Origin of the sequence: Nostoc sp. (assembly GCF_036916975.1) — a bacterium.
In the GTDB taxonomy this organism is placed as follows: Bacteria; Cyanobacteriota; Cyanobacteriia; order Cyanobacteriales; family Nostocaceae; genus Nostoc.
In genome coordinates this window covers 112,514-129,201 of record NZ_JBALFF010000069.1, presented here as the reverse complement: position 1 = coordinate 129,201, position 16,688 = coordinate 112,514, and the positions used below count along the sequence as shown (strand labels likewise).

The following is a 16,688-nucleotide window of genomic DNA, read 5'->3' as shown; positions in this document are numbered from 1 at the left end:
TCATGATCAAGGCTAGTCTTCACAGTCAACTGAGTGGGATCGCTTCACAATTCCAAGTTTTTCAATGTGTTTCCTGTGCTATTGCTCTGCGCCAATTCCTGATTAATCAAAACATTTGTGGTAAACAGATTATTTTAAGCTGGAGGGACAGATGGTTGATTTGTATGATTTAATCCACAATATACGGAAACGTCCTGCCATGTATTTGGGACGAGCTTCTATATCCAACCTCCGCACTTTTCTAGCAGGTTACTGTTTTGCCCGTCGCCAGATAGGAATTACTCAAACACAACAAGAACAGCAATTTTCCGAATTTCAAATCTGGATTCAGCAGAGATTTAATTTAACTTCCAATCAGACCTGGGATCAGATTATTCTATTTTTCTCCCAAGATGAACATACTGCTTTAGAGCAGTTTTTCAAACTGTTTGATGAATTCATTCAAACAGAATATCCTAGAGAACTTCAACCGAATACAACGAATAATTTGATAATGGTTTCAGGAACTCAAGATTAAAAGAAACTTGAAATGGATGCTTTAGTCCAAGAACTTGACACAAAACTACGTCAATGGCAACCTGACATTGCTCAACAAGTGCGACAATGCCTTGCAGAGATTATTGAACTGGCAGACCAGGATGCTCTAGATATTCTTCGTTCGAGAGTGATTGAACAAGAAGTTTTGGATTTGATTGATGAACCCGAAACCTGGTGAAGTGTGGGTAGTCGATTTAGGACTTGCAGCCAAGACACGTCCTGTTATCGTTGTGTCTCGCTATGACCCCACTCCGCCGCGTGCTTTGGTTCTCTATGTACCAGTAACTACGCAAAATCGGGGTAGCGCATACGAAGTTGAACTGCCTACACTGCTGTTTTTACGACAAGGTTCTGTCGCTAATATTCAAGGTCTAGGTTCAATCCCTACTGCAAGACTGGAACGTAAACTCGGCAAATTGCCAGATGAAACACTACTAAAAATCAAACAAGCTTTGATATTTGCTCTGGATTTGGAAATTGAGGAAGAGCAGGATAATTCCATAGATGTGGATAATACTTTATGATAAATGCGATTCATTTTGGGCGCGATCGCCTCACCAAAATAACGAACCGCAGAGGCGCAGAGGACACGGAGAAATCAGAGTTTGAGAGATATTTTGCGTAAGTCCTATTAGTAATATTCTCCCATCAGCAGCAGGTTGAGCAGCCACGTCAGCACATAATTATACTTCTGTGCTGTTTGTTAAATATATTTTTTTAAGTTAATTTACACTTTTGACTTCACTACTGGCTGTGATGTTTGTAAAGACTGGGGCAAACTCCAGTCGGGACGCAAGCTGGCGGCGTTGCGTAAATAGATATGATGAATTGAGGCGGAAGCTGGCAAATAAGCGTGGATTAAAAACCGAATGCAGCGTTGTAAGCTACCTTCGACGTGCATTTGCTGCACATCCAACATGGCCACATTATCCCAACCAGGACGCGACCTAGCGATCGCAGCTGGAAAAATAGCATCCAAATCGCGTGTCACTGAGAAAGTCACACTAATCATGTCCGTCGGCTGGAATTGATTCCGGTTTTCTAGTTCATCTAGTAATTCTGTCACTACCTCTCGCATTGCCTCAACGGTATTTTCTGAAACGGTTGTTGCTCCGCGAATCGCCCGCATTTGCCACTCCACGCCAAAATCCTCCTTAAAACAGAAAAGTGAGGAATTAAAAGTTAAGAATGAGAAGTTAAGATTTTTAACTCATAACTCCTCACTCATAACTCCTAACTCATATTAGGGTCGATATAACCACAAGGGTAAACCACTAGTAGACATTTCAAATTCGAGCCAATCAATACCAGATCGAATTCCTGATGAAACTTGACGACTTCCTGGTAGAAGGCGACTCAATAAAGGTTTACGTTCTTCTAGGGTATAGCAGAGAGTTTTTTCTGGATCAAGTCCCACTAGTTCTGCTGTCCAGCGGCGCGCATCTTCTTCTGTACCCAGACGGTCTACAACACCTAATTCTAGGGCTTGCTGTCCAGTAAAAATCCGCCCATCAGCGAAACTTTTTACCGCTTCTATTGTTAAAGAACGGCCATCAGCTACCGTTTGGACAAACTGCTGATAACTTGTGTCAATCAACTCTTGCAGGATGTTTTCTTCGGCTTGAGTCAGTCGCCTGTCGAAAGACAAAATGTCTTTGTAAGGGCCAGACTTAATTACCTGGAAGGAAACACCGATTTTTTCTAGCAAGCGTTCCAAGTTATTCCCACGCAAAATTACACCAATACTACCAGTAATTGTACCTGGGTTAGCGACGATGTGTTCGGCTCCCATGCCGATGTAGACTCCTCCAGAAGCCGAGATATTGCCAAAGCTAGCGACGATTTTGATTTTTTCGCGCAGACGCTTCAGGGCGCTGTAGATTTCTTGGGAATCTCCAACTGTACCGCCAGGGCTATCGATACGCAGCAATAATGCCGGAAACTTTTTTTCTTCTATAGTTTTCAGGGCTTCTAGAACGCGTTTGCGAGTAGCACCGGCGATCGCACCAGTAATTTCAATCCGCGCAATTTGTTTTCTAAACTTGGGCTTAAACGGCCAAATCATGAGCTGTCAACATACCTCGTAATAAACTTAATATAAGATGCCCAACGCTCAGACGACCTCTTTTGCTCTGTTAAGAAACATGAGCAAGCATTGCGATCGTCACAATTTTAAGGAAATTTTTATATTTTGCAGTGAGTTTTATTTGATATTCTTGATAAAAATTGCACCTAAGGCAAAATACCAAACTCTAGTTTAGCGTCCAAGGTGATGATTTATCACAGACTATTTTAGCTGTTTTGCATCATTCAAAATTATACAACCCTTGTTATTATAGCTTTTTGACCTTTTGAGGATTGGTTTACTAGGATCGCGCATCTCTAGTAGTTGTCAGTAATTAATAACTAATAACTAATGAATAATAACTATTTAATCAATAACTCCGGCACTCAATTTAATTAATAAAATTTATTGAGCAATAGTAATTCCTATTTAGCTAAAAATAAGTAGTACTTTCAGTTTTGGGAATATCACTTTTCCCCATCTTGTACAGCCCATGAGCATCTGATGAAGCTATTTATACTCTTATGAATCAATTCGTAAAATTTGACACCGATAATAAACATACGTGTCAAACAGTGCGCCGACGAAACTACAGGTCAAACTAATCACAAATAATCCCTGGAGGGGAGTTCCACTGCCAAAGGTGGCGAGAAAATGCATAATCTGAGTAGCGATCGCTTCAGTTAATTCTTGTAAACCGGGAAAGTAACCGATCAGGGGTAAAAGGAACAATCCGCCGCCAACGAGTAACATGGGAGCGACAAAACTAAAAATGATCGTCAGTAGTAGGGAGCGGAGAAAGTTAGTGAAAATAGCCATTTAAGACAAACTCCGTGAGTATAGATGACAAGAGCTAGATAGCAGTTCGTCATTTTCTACAATACGTGCGATCGCTCCTGACCAACCAATCTGTCAAAAATCTTAAGTTTTCATTAAAATAAGCGGTTAGCAGTTACAGCACATGCTGGGAGTCTCAAAAATAATTTGAATCTACAAAACCCTTGCACAATCAAGTTTATAGCTAAAGTTAGCTTTATTTATTAGTTTGCAACACCTTTAATAAGAGCTTCATTTTCTGAGAGCATGTTTAATCAAAGTTAATATTCAGCGCTCCCCTCAGCAAGAACAGCACCCCGCCCCTCTGCCTCTTCCTAATGCCCATTCCCTATCCCAATGACTTCCGCTATTCTTAAGGCAGTCACCGAGTTAGCTACAGAACATTGAACCAGACTACATCCAAATCCAGTTTAGGAGAATGGAGTCAGCGGCTGCTGGCGGCGATTTTTCTGGGTGGGCAAGTACTAGTTCACCTATTGAAGGGCAAAATCCATCGGCGCAACACCTTGCAACAAATGGCAGCAGTTGGGCCAGATTCCCTATTTATTGCCTTATTGACGGCTATTTTTGTTGGCGCAGTGTTTACCATTCAGGTAGCACGGGAATTTATCAACTTTGGCGCAGGAAACATTATCGGCGGAGTGCTTTCTGTCGCTTTGACACGAGAACTTGCTCCGGTGTTGACAGCAGTGGTTTTGGCTGGGCGAGTCGGTTCTGCCTTTGCAGCCGAAATCGGTACCATGCGAGTCACAGAACAAATCGATGCCATGTTGATGTTGAAAACAGATCCAATCGATTACCTAGTTATCCCCCGTGTCCTTGCTTGCTGTTTAATGCTACCAATTTTAACCCTCCTGTCTTTGGTAACAGGGATGTTCGGGGGATTAATAATTGCGACAAATCTCTACAACCTGTCTGATACGGCATTCTTAGACTCAGCCCGTAACTTTCTTGGTATCTGGGATATTGTTAGCGCCATGATTAAGGCGTGTTGTTTTGGCACTTTAATCGCCGTAATTGGTTGCAGTTGGGGGTTGACGACAACAGGAGGAGCCAAAGGTGTAGGACAGTCAACCACAAGTGCTGTTGTGACTGCCTTGCTAATTATATTTGTTAGCAACTTTTTTCTTTCTTGGCTAATGTTTCAGGGGACTGGTAGTGCATTCATAGGGCTGTAAAAGTTAGGAGTTAGGAGTTAGGAGTTAGGAGTTAGGAGTTAGGAGTTAGGAGTTGGGAGTTAGGAGTTGGGAGTTTGGAGTTGGGAGTTTGGAGTTGGGAGTTTGGAGTTTGGAGTTAGGAGTTTGGAGTTTGGAGTTGGGAGTTAGGAGTTGGGAGTTTGGAGTTGGGAGTTAGGAGTTTGGAGTTAGGAGTTGGGAGTTGGGAGTTTGGAGTTTGGAGTTTGGAGTTTGGAGTTTGGAGTTTGGAGTTGGGAGTTAACAAAGTTTAAGGGTTTAATTCTCCAGCAAGACAGGCAGCACCAATTGAATGCCTAAGGCAAATCCCCCGAAGTAATGCGAGTCGGAAACCGTCCCCAGAAACTTCTCTTCGTTACAAAACTTAATTGCGTAAAGCCTACGGCATAGCTTCGCTTAACGCGGAACGTCCCAGAGGCAAGAGTGTGAATTGTTTAAAACTCCTCACTCCTCACTCCTAACTCCTAACTCTTAACTCCTAACTCCTAACTCTTAACTCCTAACTCCTAACTCTTAACTCCTAACTCCTAACTCTTAACTCCTAACTCCTAACTCTTAACTCCTAACTCCTGACTCCTAAAATAGGAGATAGAGATGCCTAGTACATAAAGCAGGATTTAAGACTGTGACCAGTTCATTTGCTCCTAACTCCACATCAACTGTGGAACTCAAGCCTAGTTACAATATACCTATAGTGTTGGTGATTGCCGCTATTCCACTACTGTTGGTACAACCGTGGGTAGGCTCCGTTTTTACGCTGTTTGGTTTGTTTCTCATGTTTCAGGCGTTAACGCTGCGTTTGCAATTTACCGCCACCGACTTAGATATTCACAGAGGCGAAAAATTAATTCGGCGCTTTCCCTACCAGGAATGGCAAAACTGGCGGATCTTCTGGAATGGAGTCCCCATTCTGTTTTACTTTAAAGAAATTAAAAGTATTCACTTTTTGCCGATTTTATTTGATCCCAATACCTTGAAAACTTGCTTAGAACAACGTTGTCCGCGTATTTAGTCCTGAGTTCGATGTGTGCTGAGTCGTTTCGCTCTAGACTCATAATTCAGCACTCATAACTCAGGACTTTTATGGCAGGTCAATTGTAATATTTCTGAAAGCTATTTATTCGCGTCATAGGAATTACACTATTGTTTATGAACCCAGAGGCATCTCAAACCCCAGAACCAATTGATCAGCGGTTGGCAGAAAAACAACAAGAGAACAATGCAGTTGAACATCCACTCAATCCATCTGTTGAGTCAGTGGGAGAAACAGGAGCCATTAGCTCATCAGAGGACTACACAATGCAGCCACTCATCTCTAATGCAGAAGTGGTAGATTCTACAACTGTAGAGCTAACAGAAAATTCAAATGGCGAGTTTGTAGCACAGTCGAAACCGGAAAATAGCGCACTGGGATCAGAAAACCATTCATTATATGCACAAGCAGAGCAGCGAGTAGCAGAGTTGCAGAGCGCTGAAGCTGCTCTTAAGGAAGAAATAGCCAAATTGCAAGCTTTTTACAAAAACCTTCAGTCACAAGTGGGTGAAACTCAAACATCGCTGGGACGACTTGTGCAAGAATCGCTGGTCCAATTAGAACAACGCAAACAAACTCTGCAAATTTCTGTAGAACAACTAGAACGCCGACAAGAACGTATCCGCAATGAGATGCGAACCACTTTTGCTGGTACATCCCAAGACTTGGCAATTCGGGTGCAGGGTTTTAAAGACTATCTCACGGGTAGCTTACAAGATTTGGCGGTTGCTGCTGAACAGTTGCAACTGACGCCAAGTGTGGTAGAACGAGAAAAACCATCTGTAAAAGAGGCTAAACCAGTTGAAACCCAACCTGGAATACCTCAATTTGCCCAACAGCAGTTTCAAGATACTACTAAGCAAATTCGCCGCCTAATTGACCAATACCGCAATAAACCAGATTACTATGGCCCAGCGTGGCAACTACGCCGTACCTTTGAACCAATCCACGCAGAACGAGTTTCTAACTGGTTTTTTACCCAAGGGGGACGAGGTGGTTTGCGGACAATGGGTAGCCGCTTACAAAATATTTTGATTGCCTCAGCTGCAATTTCGATATTACACAAGCTGTATGGCGATCGCGTCCGTACTTTAGTCTTAGCTAATACACCGGAGCGATTGGGTGAATGGCGGCGCGGCTTGCAAGACTGTCTAGGAATCGGTCGCCCAGATTTCGGCCCAGACCGGGGCGTGGTATTATTTGAAGCGTCTGATGCTCTGGCTCAGAAAGCAGACCGATTGACCAAAGCCAATCAACTACCCTTAATTATCATTGATGATTCAGAGGAGCAAATTAGTCTGTCACTGCTGCAATTTCCCCTATGGTTAGCTTTTGCTCCTGACCCCAAAACCGTGAGAAACTATGATGATGACTTTTAAATGAGTCATTAGTCATTAGTCATTGGTCAAGAGTAATACCTCTTGACTTTTTTGAATTTTGAATGCGTGAATTTTATTATGGCTATTTGGTTAACTCTGTGTGGGGCAATTGTAGTTATAGCTTACCTCCTGGGTTCTTTTCCCACTGGGTACATTGCTGTGAAGCAGTTAAAAGGGATTGATATTCGGCAAGTTGGCTCAGGTTCCACTGGAGCAACTAATGTACTAAGAATCTTGGGGAAAGGGCCAGGAGCATTCGTTTTAGTACTTGATGCTTTAAAGGGAGTATTAGCGATCGCTCTAGTTTACTGGTTATTCAATTTTAACCAAATTCAAAATTATATCCCCCCAACGGTAGATGTACAAGTGTGGCAACCGTGGTTAATAACAATAGCTGGGTTAGCTGCCATCCTGGGACATAGTAAATCAATTTTTTTGGGGTTTACTGGTGGTAAATCCGTTGCTATCAGCTTGGGGATTTTGTTGGCAATAAGTTGGCAGGTGGGTTTAGCAACAGCAGGTGTGTTTGCCATTGTGATGGCAATATCGCGGATTGTCTCTTTGAGTTCAATTGCAGGTGCGATCGCTGTTTCCATTTTCATGGTAATTTTACACCAACCATTACCATATATTCTGTTTGGAATTGCGGGTGGGTTATATGTAATTTTGCGCCATCGCCCTAATATTGGCCGACTCAGGGCTGGAACAGAACCAAAAATTGGGCAAAATGTAGCGACACCAGAACAAACTACATAATAAGTTTCCAAGCGATGCCCTAAGCAAGCCGTTGAGTGAGCCTGGTATCTCTTCTGGAGTTTAGACTAAGCAACAAGATTCAATGTAATATGAACCTTTGAGAACTTTGTTTTTCTTACCAACAGTTTCGCCAGTATCTGGTTGTATATTAAAGAATTTGAGCAGATACACGAAATAATCTTCGTAATCTACCTGTAATAAGGCACGACGCACAGCGTCTATTTGCGTAGTTTACCGCCGTAGGCATCGCAGGATAAAAAAAGCCTGAAAACTTCCTCAAGATAGTTAATCCACATCACCATGTATTTGTATAGTACGTAAGTCGTAGAGTAATGGCTGTGAGTAATGATCAGGGTAAAAGTAAATGTTCAGCCATTAAAAAATGGGCGTTTTCATCCGTACACCATCGAATATTTTTCTGATCACTTTCATTTGTCTTGGAGCTTTTTTTAAGAGTGAATGGATCATCTGAATCTCCTTGCCAAACGGCTTTTGATAGTAGCCATCTGCTAACGGATTTTTTCAAAATACTCCCGGCTGCATTCATCTGCATTTCATCCTCAACCATCTTTGTGGTTGAGAGACAACTACCTCAGTCCCTTTTTCCCAAGGTTACCATAGCTGGGTAGGCGAGCGCGGAGTTAACCTATCTGGAGGACAACGCCAAAGATTAGCGATCGCCAGAGCGATCGTCAACGATCCTCGAATTCTCATCCTGGATGAAGCAACAAGTGCCTTAGATTCGGAGTCAGAAGCACTAGTTCAAGAAGCGATCAAGCTAGTGATGCAAAACCGTACCGTGTTTGTTATCGCCCATCGCTTAAGCAGCGTTCGTAGGGCTGACTGCATTCTCGTACTAGAACAAGGACATTTGGTTGAAGCTGGTACTCACACCTCCCTCCTGTCTCAGGAAGGACGCTATGCCCGTTTTTATCCCCAACAGTTTTACTCTACAGATGAGGATTAAGCTTAGGAATTAACTTTGCCTTTAATTAAACGGTGGAAAAGGCGACAAGGCCACAAAAAAGCTCCACATATAGTTACTGAGGCGATCGCGGCCACAACTCGCCAAGTTGAACTAGACTCAGTGGCAGAATCTGAAGGGTGAGCTTGTGTGCTTTTAGCTAATTCTGGCACTGAATGAGATAGCTGACTAGCTGTAGTCACCCCTTCAATCGCTGCTCCAATTAGATAAGCTACTAGGGCAATTACTAGCCAGTTATTCATAATATTCAACAGTTTGAACTCTGAGCGTATGCTTGGCGGTGAGGAATCATTTGATTTATACTGCTAATTATTGCCGCCTTGCCCGAAAGATAATCGACCTTCAGCCGTATCACGAATCAGGGGCAGTTTAGATGTTATATAAGTATTGAGACTGCTATCTGCCTGGGGATCTATAACCTGCTTCGCTTTTAACTGCTGGAGAAGCACTTGTACTAAAGCAGCATCGTCGAACTGGAGCAGGGTGCTGACCTGGGTAGACTCGATTACAGCCCAAAGCTGTTGCATCATTTTGGCAGTGACCATGAGTCTGTAACCTCTTAAGCTTTTCTTTATATTTGCACGGATTTGGAATTTGTGGTTAGTTTTTATCTGAAGATTTATAAAGATATAGGTTGAAAATGCCTAAGTCAGTTAAATCAGTTGAGTTATAGCGTTTTTCAATTGATTGAACTACATCAATGTTTATGCTCTAGCCTAACCTTGTTCTATAAAAAAGAAAACTGCCCAAAGACTTAGATCGTCTCTAACCCTTTTTCTAAGGAGGGAATTAGATCATGTCCGCCTGATTAGTTAATTAAACCTCAAAAACCCCAAAGAGCCAAAGCTACGCTTTGTCTCCCCTCCCCGCAAGCCTACATACACACAAGCTATCCGATTACCCAAAAGTCTTCCAAAACCTCAAAGAGTCCTATCCGACATCCCTCTCCTTAGTAAGGAGAGGGACAGGTTTTGCATAGCAAAACCAGGGTGAGGTATCTCAGGGGCTATGAGACTTAACCGTAATATTGCGTTCAGAAAGACTTGTGTGTACACCGTAGAGGGGCTGGGGGTGGTATGCCATGACTGTGAGAATCATAACTAATTACCCAACGTTGCTGAATTGAGGTATGAAAATGATTTTGCGTGATTTCAAAACTTTTGTCTTGACTAGCAATTGCAACGTCAAGACACCCAGATTCATACATTTAACGAGTTACGTGGGTTTAAATCCCCCGGTTCTATAAAAAAGCAAGTAATGCGATTGGGGTTAAATCCCCATTACAAAACAAAATTGACGAACGCACAAAGCGTGCCGGAGGCTCTATTACGAATTACGAATTACGAATTAATCAGCATCGCCAATTACCCAGACTTGATATTAGAGCAAGGCTTTTGAAAAGCCAGAATGCAGACATACGTCGGCAATCAGCGCTTTTTGTCGAGGGAAACTTCAGTTGTCTTCGCTGCTATAAATTTATTGTGGAACTTTAGCACAAGCTCCTTCTTGATTAGAAGGATCGGCAAAAACTGCTAAAGTGTGATATTCAGGGTTATCTGTTTTATATATCACTCGAAAAGTATACAACTTCTTTCTACCTTGTCCTTCGGTAACAACTGTTAAAAGTGTATTGCTAGTGGGAGGAAGCCCAGGAATATCTAGTTTTTGAATTCGTCTGAGTTGAATTACATTCGCTGAGGAGTTTTTACAATCTCCTCCACTACTATTATTTTGACCAAACTGCATACATACTGGCCCATCAAAGTCTATAGTTACCTGTGATGGATCGTTTAACCAAACTTTTTTAATTACTTCTCCAGCCGGAATAAAGCTTAAGTTTGTTCCTTGTTGATACCAAACGTCGATCGTAGGTATTGCTCCCCCTAAACCCTGTGCTTGACAGGAAAATATGGAATGCAGAACAGCGTTATTAGCACCAGCGCGACCTACCAAGAATAACATAGCAACCGAGAAAATTAAGGAAGCTATAGGTAGGAAATAAGAATTACCTGAGGTATTTCCTGACAATTTAGGATTATTTTTCATGGTTGCAAATGGGGAAATTGGTACATATAACAGGAGAATATGGGAAAGATAGAAAGAAAACTAATTCCCAATTACCATTACCCAATCAAAAATCTAAAATTGGTATAAATCCTACCTCTTAAAACTAGATTGGTTGATTAACATATAGTTCAACATTTGTGCCGGCTTTCATAAACCAAATATTAGTTGGTTGTGACATTTGGGCGATCGCCTGTTGATTACGTTGGGCAATTTGGGGTACTACAGAGTTCATACCACCTTCCAGAACCGCAGCTGCAAGGTTGCGTCTGTTATCAGTCTCACTAATAAGGCCACTGGAGGTGTTGTTGGTGGTATTATTCGGGTTGTCTGCGGTAGGGTTGGAAGATGTTGATGTTATAGAATATGGCACGAGTTTGGTATCAGGGCGATTTATTAACTCTGCTGCTTTACCAATACCTCCCAAAACGAATAGTCCTGCATCCATTGATGCTATGGACGAACTTTGACTGGGATATTTATTTGCTACTAAAGGTTTACCTTGGGTACCGCGAATAATAATGGCATTGCTGGGTAAGCTTTGTTCGGTAGAGTTGCCATTATTTTGCGAGATAAGTTTAGTTACGTTCATCTGCATAAGACCTTGTTCGTTAATGGAACTAATTTCAGCGATGAATTCGGTGTTTGCAGGTATGACGGTAGTACCATCCTTAGATTTTAGTGCTTCTTGCGATTTGATCACAAATACGTTTTTCGCTTTGCCTTCTTCATCACCACCGCCTGACTTAGTAGTAGTTTCTCCAAATATCGCTGTTGCTAAGACAGCTTTAGCACTAGTCCCTACTGCTAAAGATTTTTGTCCCACGGGTTGCGCTTGGCTCACCTCAGGAGCAGGAGTTTGCTGTGGTGTCTGTTGCTGCTGCGGCTGATTGTTTGCAGGTTCAGGAGCAGTTGCGATATTACTAGGTTGATCGGTAGCATTAACTTGACCGTAGCTACCTAACTTTGCTAACCTTCTCCACTCATCAAGGGGGCTTGGTGGGCTTGGTGGAGATGCTGGTGTTATATTGACTACAGTCTGAGGTTGAGTGTTTGGGGTTACAACTGGTAGTTGGGGCGATCGCAAAGGTTGAGAAGCAGGGACTTTAACAATGCGCTCAACTGTCACTGTCCGAGGTACATAAGCTGTTGGTGGGGACGTTGGGATCACTCTTTCTGTAACTCTAGAAGAGACTGGCGGTTCTGCTTTTAAGACTACTGTCGGCGTTGATTTGGCAGTTCTGAGCTGTTGTTGGGCGGCTTTCACCATCTCTGCTTGTTCTGTCAGAGCTAATTTAGTTTTCAGAGTATCTACTTCGCCTTCTAGCTGTTGAGAGCTAGATTCATCAGTTGGCTGCTCACGCACTTGTGGAGAAACAATAGTTTTTGGCTTGGGCTTGCTACTCATCAATTGCGACAAAAACACACCACCCACCAAAACGATCGCAAAGGTAGCAGCTCCTACCAAGCCTAACTTTGCAAAGGGATTAGATGAGAGGGGTTGCTTAGTCTGAACTTCTTGTGGAAGAGATAGCGACTCTTGCGGCGTTGCAGAGTCTTCTGATCCTTCGGTATCGGGAGAAGATTCTTCTTCAAAGCCGACTAACCTTGACATCCGCGATTCCCAATCAAAAGATTCTACATCTTGTTGGTGAGCGTCGGCGGCTAGAGTAAATCCATTTTGAGGAGGTGTTTCCGCAGGAATTGAGTATTTAGTCATGGTAAAGCTTGATTGGGATTTGCAGAACAATTTTTATCTTTGATATCACATACATTATAAATTTCTAGTCTGGCTTCACCAAGGCGGTAAGCTGCGAAGTGCAATGGTAGCGCTGCATTTGGTAGTGAAGTTGCGGGTTGATCTATTGCTCTAACTAAAATTTGTTTATTAAACGAAGTTGATTTTCCCAACCTATCATAACCGCTAAATAGTAGTTGATTAGCAAACATCTCCACTTTCCACTTTCCATCACCTATTTGTGTAGGTTGAGAGATTTTTTGGATTACTAATACATTTTCTGCTCCCCTATTAACATTTTCAAATTGGCTATCTGGATTTAAATTGGTAAGTTCTGACTTAAGTTTTTGTTTAAAATTATCAGCTACCAGTTGGGAGCTAATTTCCCAGACTTGTGTCGGTGGCTGTTGATCTGACCAGGTAAGCATTAAGCTCATAGTTTCACCCACAAACCGCCGAATAGCCTCTGGCTGTCGCTCTAAATTGGGTTCGGGGTCTACGGTTATAGCGCGACCATCAACAAGTTGCACTAAACTTTGAGGTGTGAGTTGACGGCCTAACTGCTGTAACATAGATCCGTGAAATAGTAGTAAAAGCAGGGTAAACACATGTAACCCAAATGTGCCGACTGCTAATACTGGCAATGGGTTATTTTTTCTATTTTCTGGTTTGAGTAATTGCATTAATAGTTATATAAACTGAATTAGTGAATTATAAATCTATAAGACTACTATTTGATTTTTTAAAAAAGCCCTCAACTCAAAAAGGCTGATTCCCTACTTTCCACTTTCTACTCATCTGATAAAGCTATCAGATGTTTGTCCAGACCCGCATTGTGTAAATTTATCATTATTAAGGCTGTTGTTGCGATCTAGCAAACATAAGTTACGAATTTCATAAATTTCTAATCTATCAGCGCGGACACTATAAATTGCTTTTTGCAAGTCTGTGCCATTGTCGCCTTGAGGATTACCAAAATAATCTGCTGCACGTACCAGTAAATCTTTATTAAAAGGAGTTATGAGTTTTGCACCACCAACTCGGTTTTTTTGAATTAAATCGGCTACTATACCGATTCGCCACTTACCTGGGGCAATTTCTTTTGGCGGATAAACCCGCTTAATAACTAATTGTGATGTCATAGCTAGGCTGGGATTTTCAGAGAAAACTTCTGCCGGTGTCATTTCTGCAACTGTGCTTAAGAAACCTTTGCGAAAGTCTTCGGATAAGGCAAAACTAGCTATCCAACTGCTGGTACTAACTTTTTGGCTACTCCCTTGAGGTGTTTGAATCAGAACTCCTAAATCTGGTTTAGGGTTTGCAACTTCTTCGATATTTTGTGCTGGTAAGGTTCCAGACCAGCTAAACATTGATATCATCGTTTTGCTGATGAATTGGCGAATTGCTTCTGGATCTCTTGCTAAATCATCGATATTAGCTACTGGTTTACCGTCTATTAATTGCACAAAGTTTGGAGCCTTTCTCAGACTGAGTTGGCGAATATTTAGCCCTTGTAATAAGAATAAAAATAAAACTAATATATGTAAACTGAAGGTTGCGATCGCAAAAATTGTCAAAACACTTGCCGTCGTTCTTTGTCTTTTTTCTAGTAAACGCACCATTTACTCACCTCTTCTGCAAAAAACTTCAGCTATTATTATATATTAATTATAGGTTCATTTTAGACATAAACCGCCCAGAACTAAAGTTCTAGGCTAATAGCTAAAGTCCGTTAAAACGGACTATAACATGAGTCTCAGTCATCTTTAGATGAATGAGTGCTATTAGACTCAGAATTCATTCTGAGGCGGGCTAGATGAGAATGAAATAGCCCTGATATTAATTACAATTTGCATATAATTCAGCATTTATGACACTTATCAAAACTTTATTCATTTTGAATTTTGAATTTATATCCTCTCCCTTACTAAAGAAGCTGTATTACTGATCCCACTAAAGACTGCAAAACCGCCAGCAGCAGCCACAAGTAACGATAAAATTGGTGCTAAAATTCCCAGAAAAATTATGAACCACATTAAGTCGGGATCAGCAGTAGGATTTTTACCTGGCCCATTTACAATAACTGCCGCAGTCAGCACAGCAATAATATTAAATGAAATCTTGGCGATTCCAATAGAGAAAAATCCGGTCAGCCATGCAAAAATGGGTTTACCAGCTACAGGCAGTAAAGATCCACCTATAGCTATTGGCCCTAAAAGTGCTATCAGCAACATACTAGCTTCTATTAGATTCTGAAAGGCATATTGCAACGAAACTAAAAAGTTTTTGATGCTTGTTTGGACTGTAGAACCTAACAAAGAATTAAATGAGGTTTCTGATATAAAGCCTTTGTCATATTTAATATAATCTATCTTAGTTTGTAGCCTATTTATCCAAGGTTCCTTTCCGTATGTATTTCTATATTTTTGCAATAAAATGTTGATTTTATCGGCACCGCTGACAAAACATTGATTTTGTTGAACGCCAGTAAGCGATTGACAAGGACGCAGAAAAGAACCAGTTACTTCTTCTGCAATACTCATACTTAGTGCTTGCTGATACATTTTGTTCGCATCTGCTGTTACCAATACTTGCTGATTCACACTATTTAAAAAATCCCGTAATCCCAGTGTCAGATTAGAAAGCATACTTCCTTTGCCTGAATTACTTAAGAGGATCACCACCACAAAAGGCCAGATTAAAGCTGATATTGGACGACTATATTCGTAGGATATTAAGTCTTTGAGGAATTGTATCATAAAAAATAACAGGGTTCCTACCGCAAAAAAAATACCCAGAGTTGTCAGCGCTCCATACAAGTTATTACTAGTGTTATTTAGTAATAAATCCTTCCATTGATAGTTCCAACCATCGGCAATACTTCGAGAAGTTGCGGCACCATTATCGAGAACCTCATCAATGCCTACTTGGGCACCTACTTGGGCAAAAATTAGTTGAATAGCAAGTTGCATTTTGAGTTGATGGGCTGTTTTTTTAGATTTCGTAGGGTGCGTTAGGAATGTAACGCATCATCCAAGATGCTTTTGATGCGTTACGCTGTCGCTAAGACACTCTACTAAACTGTTTTTTAGACTTGTTGTTGGTTTGTAAGAAGTTTAAGGATTTTAAAAATTGATTGTATGGAAAATTAGAGTTTTTTTATCGTCAAATCCGACTTCCCAACTTTTTCTCTGCCAAACAAATCTAGTTGAGAAGTAGCTCGTAAAAGTCGCGCCGCTTCTGTAGATGTATCTACTCTGCGAGCGCGATTCGCCTCTTCTACCTGCTGAGAAATGTTTGCTAAATTTAAATTAGAATATTGTAAAGACTGATTTGTTTGTATTGTCTGAGCAAATGTTTCACCTATAATTGCTGATTGTGCGCGTTGAATCTGAATAGTTTGCAATTGATTATCACCTAGTGTTTGTCCTATTAATGATAAAGCCTGAGTAAAACCTGCTGTAGACGCAGCAGCACCAGCAGCACCAGCAGCAGCACCAGCACCAGCACCAGCTATTTGGTTAAATTTGCTGTTAATTAGGTTGTTCTTTGCTCCCGCCGTATCGCTAATTGCGTCAATATCTTTTAGTGTGTTTTCAGTATTTTCTAACTTTACTTGTGTCCGATTTTGTCCATCTTTACCAAGAATAGCTTCTGCTGCTCCACGAGTAATAAAACGATTGAGTTCATTACTAACTAAATTTGCCCGTACTGCTGCATTATTTTCAAAGCGGCTTGCTTTAGATTCTGAACGATAAGATTCGTAGATAATGTTATCACGAATATTTTGTCCGGCATCGACGGGGTTAGGTATCTTCAATTCTGTATTCCCCTTGGCACTCTCAAGAGCATTTCGACTCTGTGCTTCTACAGGCTTTAAGTTTTCGCTCACATTATTTTGAAAATATTTTCCCATATCTGTGGAATATAATTTAAAATTAGCCCAAACCTCGCCTAATCCCGCTCCCAGCTGAACTTGTGCCATTGCTGGTAGAATTGCCAGAGATAGCAACGTCAGAGTAAAAATGGTAGTTTTTCGCATACATTTGTGCCTGAAAAAGGTAATTTAGCTTTTTAACTATGATTTATAACTTGTTGAAT

20 protein-coding genes and 1 pseudogene are annotated in these 16,688 nt (G+C 41.3%); 9 read left to right on the top strand and 12 right to left on the bottom strand.

Annotation, left to right across the window (positions count from 1 at the left end; genetic code table 11):
• Positions 1-2: 2 nt before the first annotated feature.
• From V7K73_RS29895 to V7K73_RS17475, 4 genes are read left to right on the top strand one after another with little or no spacing between them, the layout of a single operon-like run.
• Positions 3-173: a papain fold toxin domain-containing protein gene (locus tag V7K73_RS29895; RefSeq protein WP_442936772.1), complete on the top strand. Its 171-nt coding sequence runs from the start codon at positions 3-5 to the stop codon at positions 171-173.
• The gene (locus V7K73_RS17485) at positions 152-517 is read left to right on the top strand and encodes a hypothetical protein (protein ID WP_334881860.1); all 366 of its coding nucleotides are present in this window, start codon (positions 152-154) and stop codon (positions 515-517) included. Before V7K73_RS29895 ends, V7K73_RS17485 begins: the two co-directional genes overlap by 22 nt.
• Before the next feature lie 12 nt (positions 518-529).
• A complete protein-coding gene (locus V7K73_RS17480) occupies positions 530-715 on the top strand; it encodes a hypothetical protein (protein ID WP_334881859.1) in 186 nt (61 codons plus the stop codon).
• Complete coding sequence (locus V7K73_RS17475) at positions 696-1,061, top strand: type II toxin-antitoxin system PemK/MazF family toxin (protein ID WP_334881858.1); 366 nt, start codon at positions 696-698, stop codon at positions 1,059-1,061. The genes V7K73_RS17480 and V7K73_RS17475 overlap by 20 nt, the downstream gene beginning before the upstream one ends.
• 203 nt (positions 1,062-1,264) lie before the next feature.
• Here the strand turns inward: V7K73_RS17475 and aroH are convergent, their stop codons facing one another.
• From aroH to V7K73_RS17460, 3 genes are all read right to left on the bottom strand, one after another.
• Positions 1,265-1,678, bottom strand: a complete 414-nt coding sequence (gene aroH, locus V7K73_RS17470; RefSeq protein WP_190915092.1) for a chorismate mutase — start codon at positions 1,676-1,678, stop codon at positions 1,265-1,267.
• A 102-nt stretch (positions 1,679-1,780) separates the two neighbouring features.
• Entirely contained in the window at positions 1,781-2,602 is an 822-nt protein-coding gene (sppA, locus tag V7K73_RS17465; protein ID WP_334881857.1) for a signal peptide peptidase SppA, read from the bottom strand.
• A 522-nt stretch (positions 2,603-3,124) separates the two neighbouring features.
• Positions 3,125-3,421, bottom strand: coding sequence for a hypothetical protein (locus V7K73_RS17460; protein WP_334881856.1), 297 nt, complete (start codon positions 3,419-3,421; stop codon positions 3,125-3,127).
• A gap of 401 nt (positions 3,422-3,822) precedes the next feature.
• Between V7K73_RS17460 and V7K73_RS17455 the strand changes: the two genes are divergently transcribed.
• The 4 genes from V7K73_RS17455 to plsY all read left to right on the top strand — a co-directional run bounded on the left by V7K73_RS17455 (position 3,823) and on the right by plsY (position 7,800).
• Positions 3,823-4,617, top strand: coding sequence for an MlaE family lipid ABC transporter permease subunit (locus V7K73_RS17455; protein WP_334881855.1), 795 nt, complete (start codon positions 3,823-3,825; stop codon positions 4,615-4,617).
• A gap of 640 nt (positions 4,618-5,257) precedes the next feature.
• Entirely contained in the window at positions 5,258-5,644 is a 387-nt protein-coding gene (locus V7K73_RS17450) for a DUF3119 family protein (protein WP_334881854.1), read from the top strand.
• 137 nt (positions 5,645-5,781) lie between these two features.
• On the top strand, positions 5,782-7,044 hold the full coding sequence (locus tag V7K73_RS17445) for a DUF3086 domain-containing protein (RefSeq protein WP_334881853.1): 1,263 nt from the start codon (positions 5,782-5,784) through the stop codon (positions 7,042-7,044).
• Between the two features lie 78 nt (positions 7,045-7,122).
• Positions 7,123-7,800 carry a glycerol-3-phosphate 1-O-acyltransferase PlsY gene (plsY, locus tag V7K73_RS17440; RefSeq protein WP_334881852.1) on the top strand — a complete coding sequence of 226 codons (678 nt, stop codon included), beginning with the start codon at positions 7,123-7,125 and terminating at the stop codon, positions 7,798-7,800.
• A gap of 349 nt (positions 7,801-8,149) precedes the next feature.
• Here plsY and V7K73_RS17435 read toward each other — a convergent pair whose 3' ends face one another.
• A complete protein-coding gene (locus V7K73_RS17435) occupies positions 8,150-8,368 on the bottom strand; it encodes a hypothetical protein (RefSeq protein WP_334881851.1) in 219 nt (72 codons plus the stop codon).
• Between the two features lie 33 nt (positions 8,369-8,401).
• Here V7K73_RS17435 and V7K73_RS17430 point away from each other — a divergent pair.
• Positions 8,402-8,767 (top strand): annotated as a pseudogene (locus V7K73_RS17430) (ATP-binding cassette domain-containing protein); the annotation flags it as partial.
• A 2-nt stretch (positions 8,768-8,769) separates the two neighbouring features.
• On the opposite strand, the gene V7K73_RS17425 reads toward V7K73_RS17430, so the two are convergent.
• The 8 genes from V7K73_RS17425 to V7K73_RS17390 form a co-directional block, all read right to left on the bottom strand.
• A complete protein-coding gene (locus V7K73_RS17425) occupies positions 8,770-9,027 on the bottom strand; it encodes a hypothetical protein (RefSeq protein ID WP_334881850.1) in 258 nt (85 codons plus the stop codon).
• Positions 9,028-9,090: 63 nt separating this feature from the next.
• The gene (locus V7K73_RS17420; protein ID WP_334881849.1) at positions 9,091-9,330 is read right to left on the bottom strand and encodes a hypothetical protein; all 240 of its coding nucleotides are present in this window, start codon (positions 9,328-9,330) and stop codon (positions 9,091-9,093) included.
• 931 nt (positions 9,331-10,261) lie between these two features.
• A complete protein-coding gene (locus V7K73_RS17415; RefSeq protein WP_334881848.1) occupies positions 10,262-10,831 on the bottom strand; it encodes a hypothetical protein in 570 nt (189 codons plus the stop codon).
• A gap of 124 nt (positions 10,832-10,955) precedes the next feature.
• Entirely contained in the window at positions 10,956-12,569 is a 1,614-nt protein-coding gene (locus V7K73_RS17410; protein WP_334881847.1) for a hypothetical protein, read from the bottom strand.
• Complete coding sequence (locus V7K73_RS17405; RefSeq protein WP_334881846.1) at positions 12,566-13,270, bottom strand: hypothetical protein; 705 nt, start codon at positions 13,268-13,270, stop codon at positions 12,566-12,568. Before V7K73_RS17405 ends, V7K73_RS17410 begins: the two co-directional genes overlap by 4 nt.
• Before the next feature lie 111 nt (positions 13,271-13,381).
• Positions 13,382-14,209: a hypothetical protein gene (locus tag V7K73_RS17400; RefSeq protein WP_334881845.1), complete on the bottom strand. Its 828-nt coding sequence runs from the start codon at positions 14,207-14,209 to the stop codon at positions 13,382-13,384.
• 288 nt (positions 14,210-14,497) lie between these two features.
• Positions 14,498-15,559 (bottom strand): hypothetical protein, encoded by a 1,062-nt coding sequence (locus V7K73_RS17395; protein ID WP_334881844.1) that lies wholly within the window; start codon positions 15,557-15,559, stop codon positions 14,498-14,500.
• A gap of 176 nt (positions 15,560-15,735) precedes the next feature.
• On the bottom strand, positions 15,736-16,629 hold the full coding sequence (locus V7K73_RS17390) for a hypothetical protein (protein WP_334881843.1): 894 nt from the start codon (positions 16,627-16,629) through the stop codon (positions 15,736-15,738).
• Between the last annotated feature and the right edge of the window lie 59 nt (positions 16,630-16,688).

Bases quoted from the DNA above. Each gene is read 5' to 3' on its own strand.
- V7K73_RS17425 (WP_334881850.1), bottom strand. From the start codon at position 9,027: ATGAATAACTGGCTAGTAATTGCCCTAGTAGCTTATCTAATTGGAGCA.
- sppA (WP_334881857.1), bottom strand. From the start codon at position 2,602: ATGATTTGGCCGTTTAAGCCCAAGTTTAGAAAACAAATTGCGCGGATT.
- V7K73_RS17435 (WP_334881851.1), bottom strand. From the start codon at position 8,368: ATGGTTGAGGATGAAATGCAGATGAATGCAGCCGGGAGTATTTTGAAA.
- V7K73_RS17395 (WP_334881844.1), bottom strand. From the start codon at position 15,559: ATGCAACTTGCTATTCAACTAATTTTTGCCCAAGTAGGTGCCCAAGTA.
- V7K73_RS17485 (WP_334881860.1), top strand. From the start codon at position 152: ATGGTTGATTTGTATGATTTAATCCACAATATACGGAAACGTCCTGCC.
- V7K73_RS17410 (WP_334881847.1), bottom strand. From the start codon at position 12,569: ATGACTAAATACTCAATTCCTGCGGAAACACCTCCTCAAAATGGATTT.
- V7K73_RS17390 (WP_334881843.1), bottom strand. From the start codon at position 16,629: ATGCGAAAAACTACCATTTTTACTCTGACGTTGCTATCTCTGGCAATT.
- V7K73_RS17480 (WP_334881859.1), top strand. From the start codon at position 530: ATGGATGCTTTAGTCCAAGAACTTGACACAAAACTACGTCAATGGCAA.
- plsY (WP_334881852.1), top strand. From the start codon at position 7,123: ATGGCTATTTGGTTAACTCTGTGTGGGGCAATTGTAGTTATAGCTTAC.
- V7K73_RS17460 (WP_334881856.1), bottom strand. From the start codon at position 3,421: ATGGCTATTTTCACTAACTTTCTCCGCTCCCTACTACTGACGATCATT.
- V7K73_RS17445 (WP_334881853.1), top strand. From the start codon at position 5,782: ATGAACCCAGAGGCATCTCAAACCCCAGAACCAATTGATCAGCGGTTG.
- V7K73_RS17415 (WP_334881848.1), bottom strand. From the start codon at position 10,831: ATGAAAAATAATCCTAAATTGTCAGGAAATACCTCAGGTAATTCTTAT.
- V7K73_RS17400 (WP_334881845.1), bottom strand. From the start codon at position 14,209: ATGGTGCGTTTACTAGAAAAAAGACAAAGAACGACGGCAAGTGTTTTG.
- V7K73_RS17475 (WP_334881858.1), top strand. From the start codon at position 696: ATGAACCCGAAACCTGGTGAAGTGTGGGTAGTCGATTTAGGACTTGCA.
- V7K73_RS17420 (WP_334881849.1), bottom strand. From the start codon at position 9,330: ATGGTCACTGCCAAAATGATGCAACAGCTTTGGGCTGTAATCGAGTCT.
- V7K73_RS17405 (WP_334881846.1), bottom strand. From the start codon at position 13,270: ATGCAATTACTCAAACCAGAAAATAGAAAAAATAACCCATTGCCAGTA.
- V7K73_RS29895 (WP_442936772.1), top strand. From the start codon at position 3: ATGATCAAGGCTAGTCTTCACAGTCAACTGAGTGGGATCGCTTCACAA.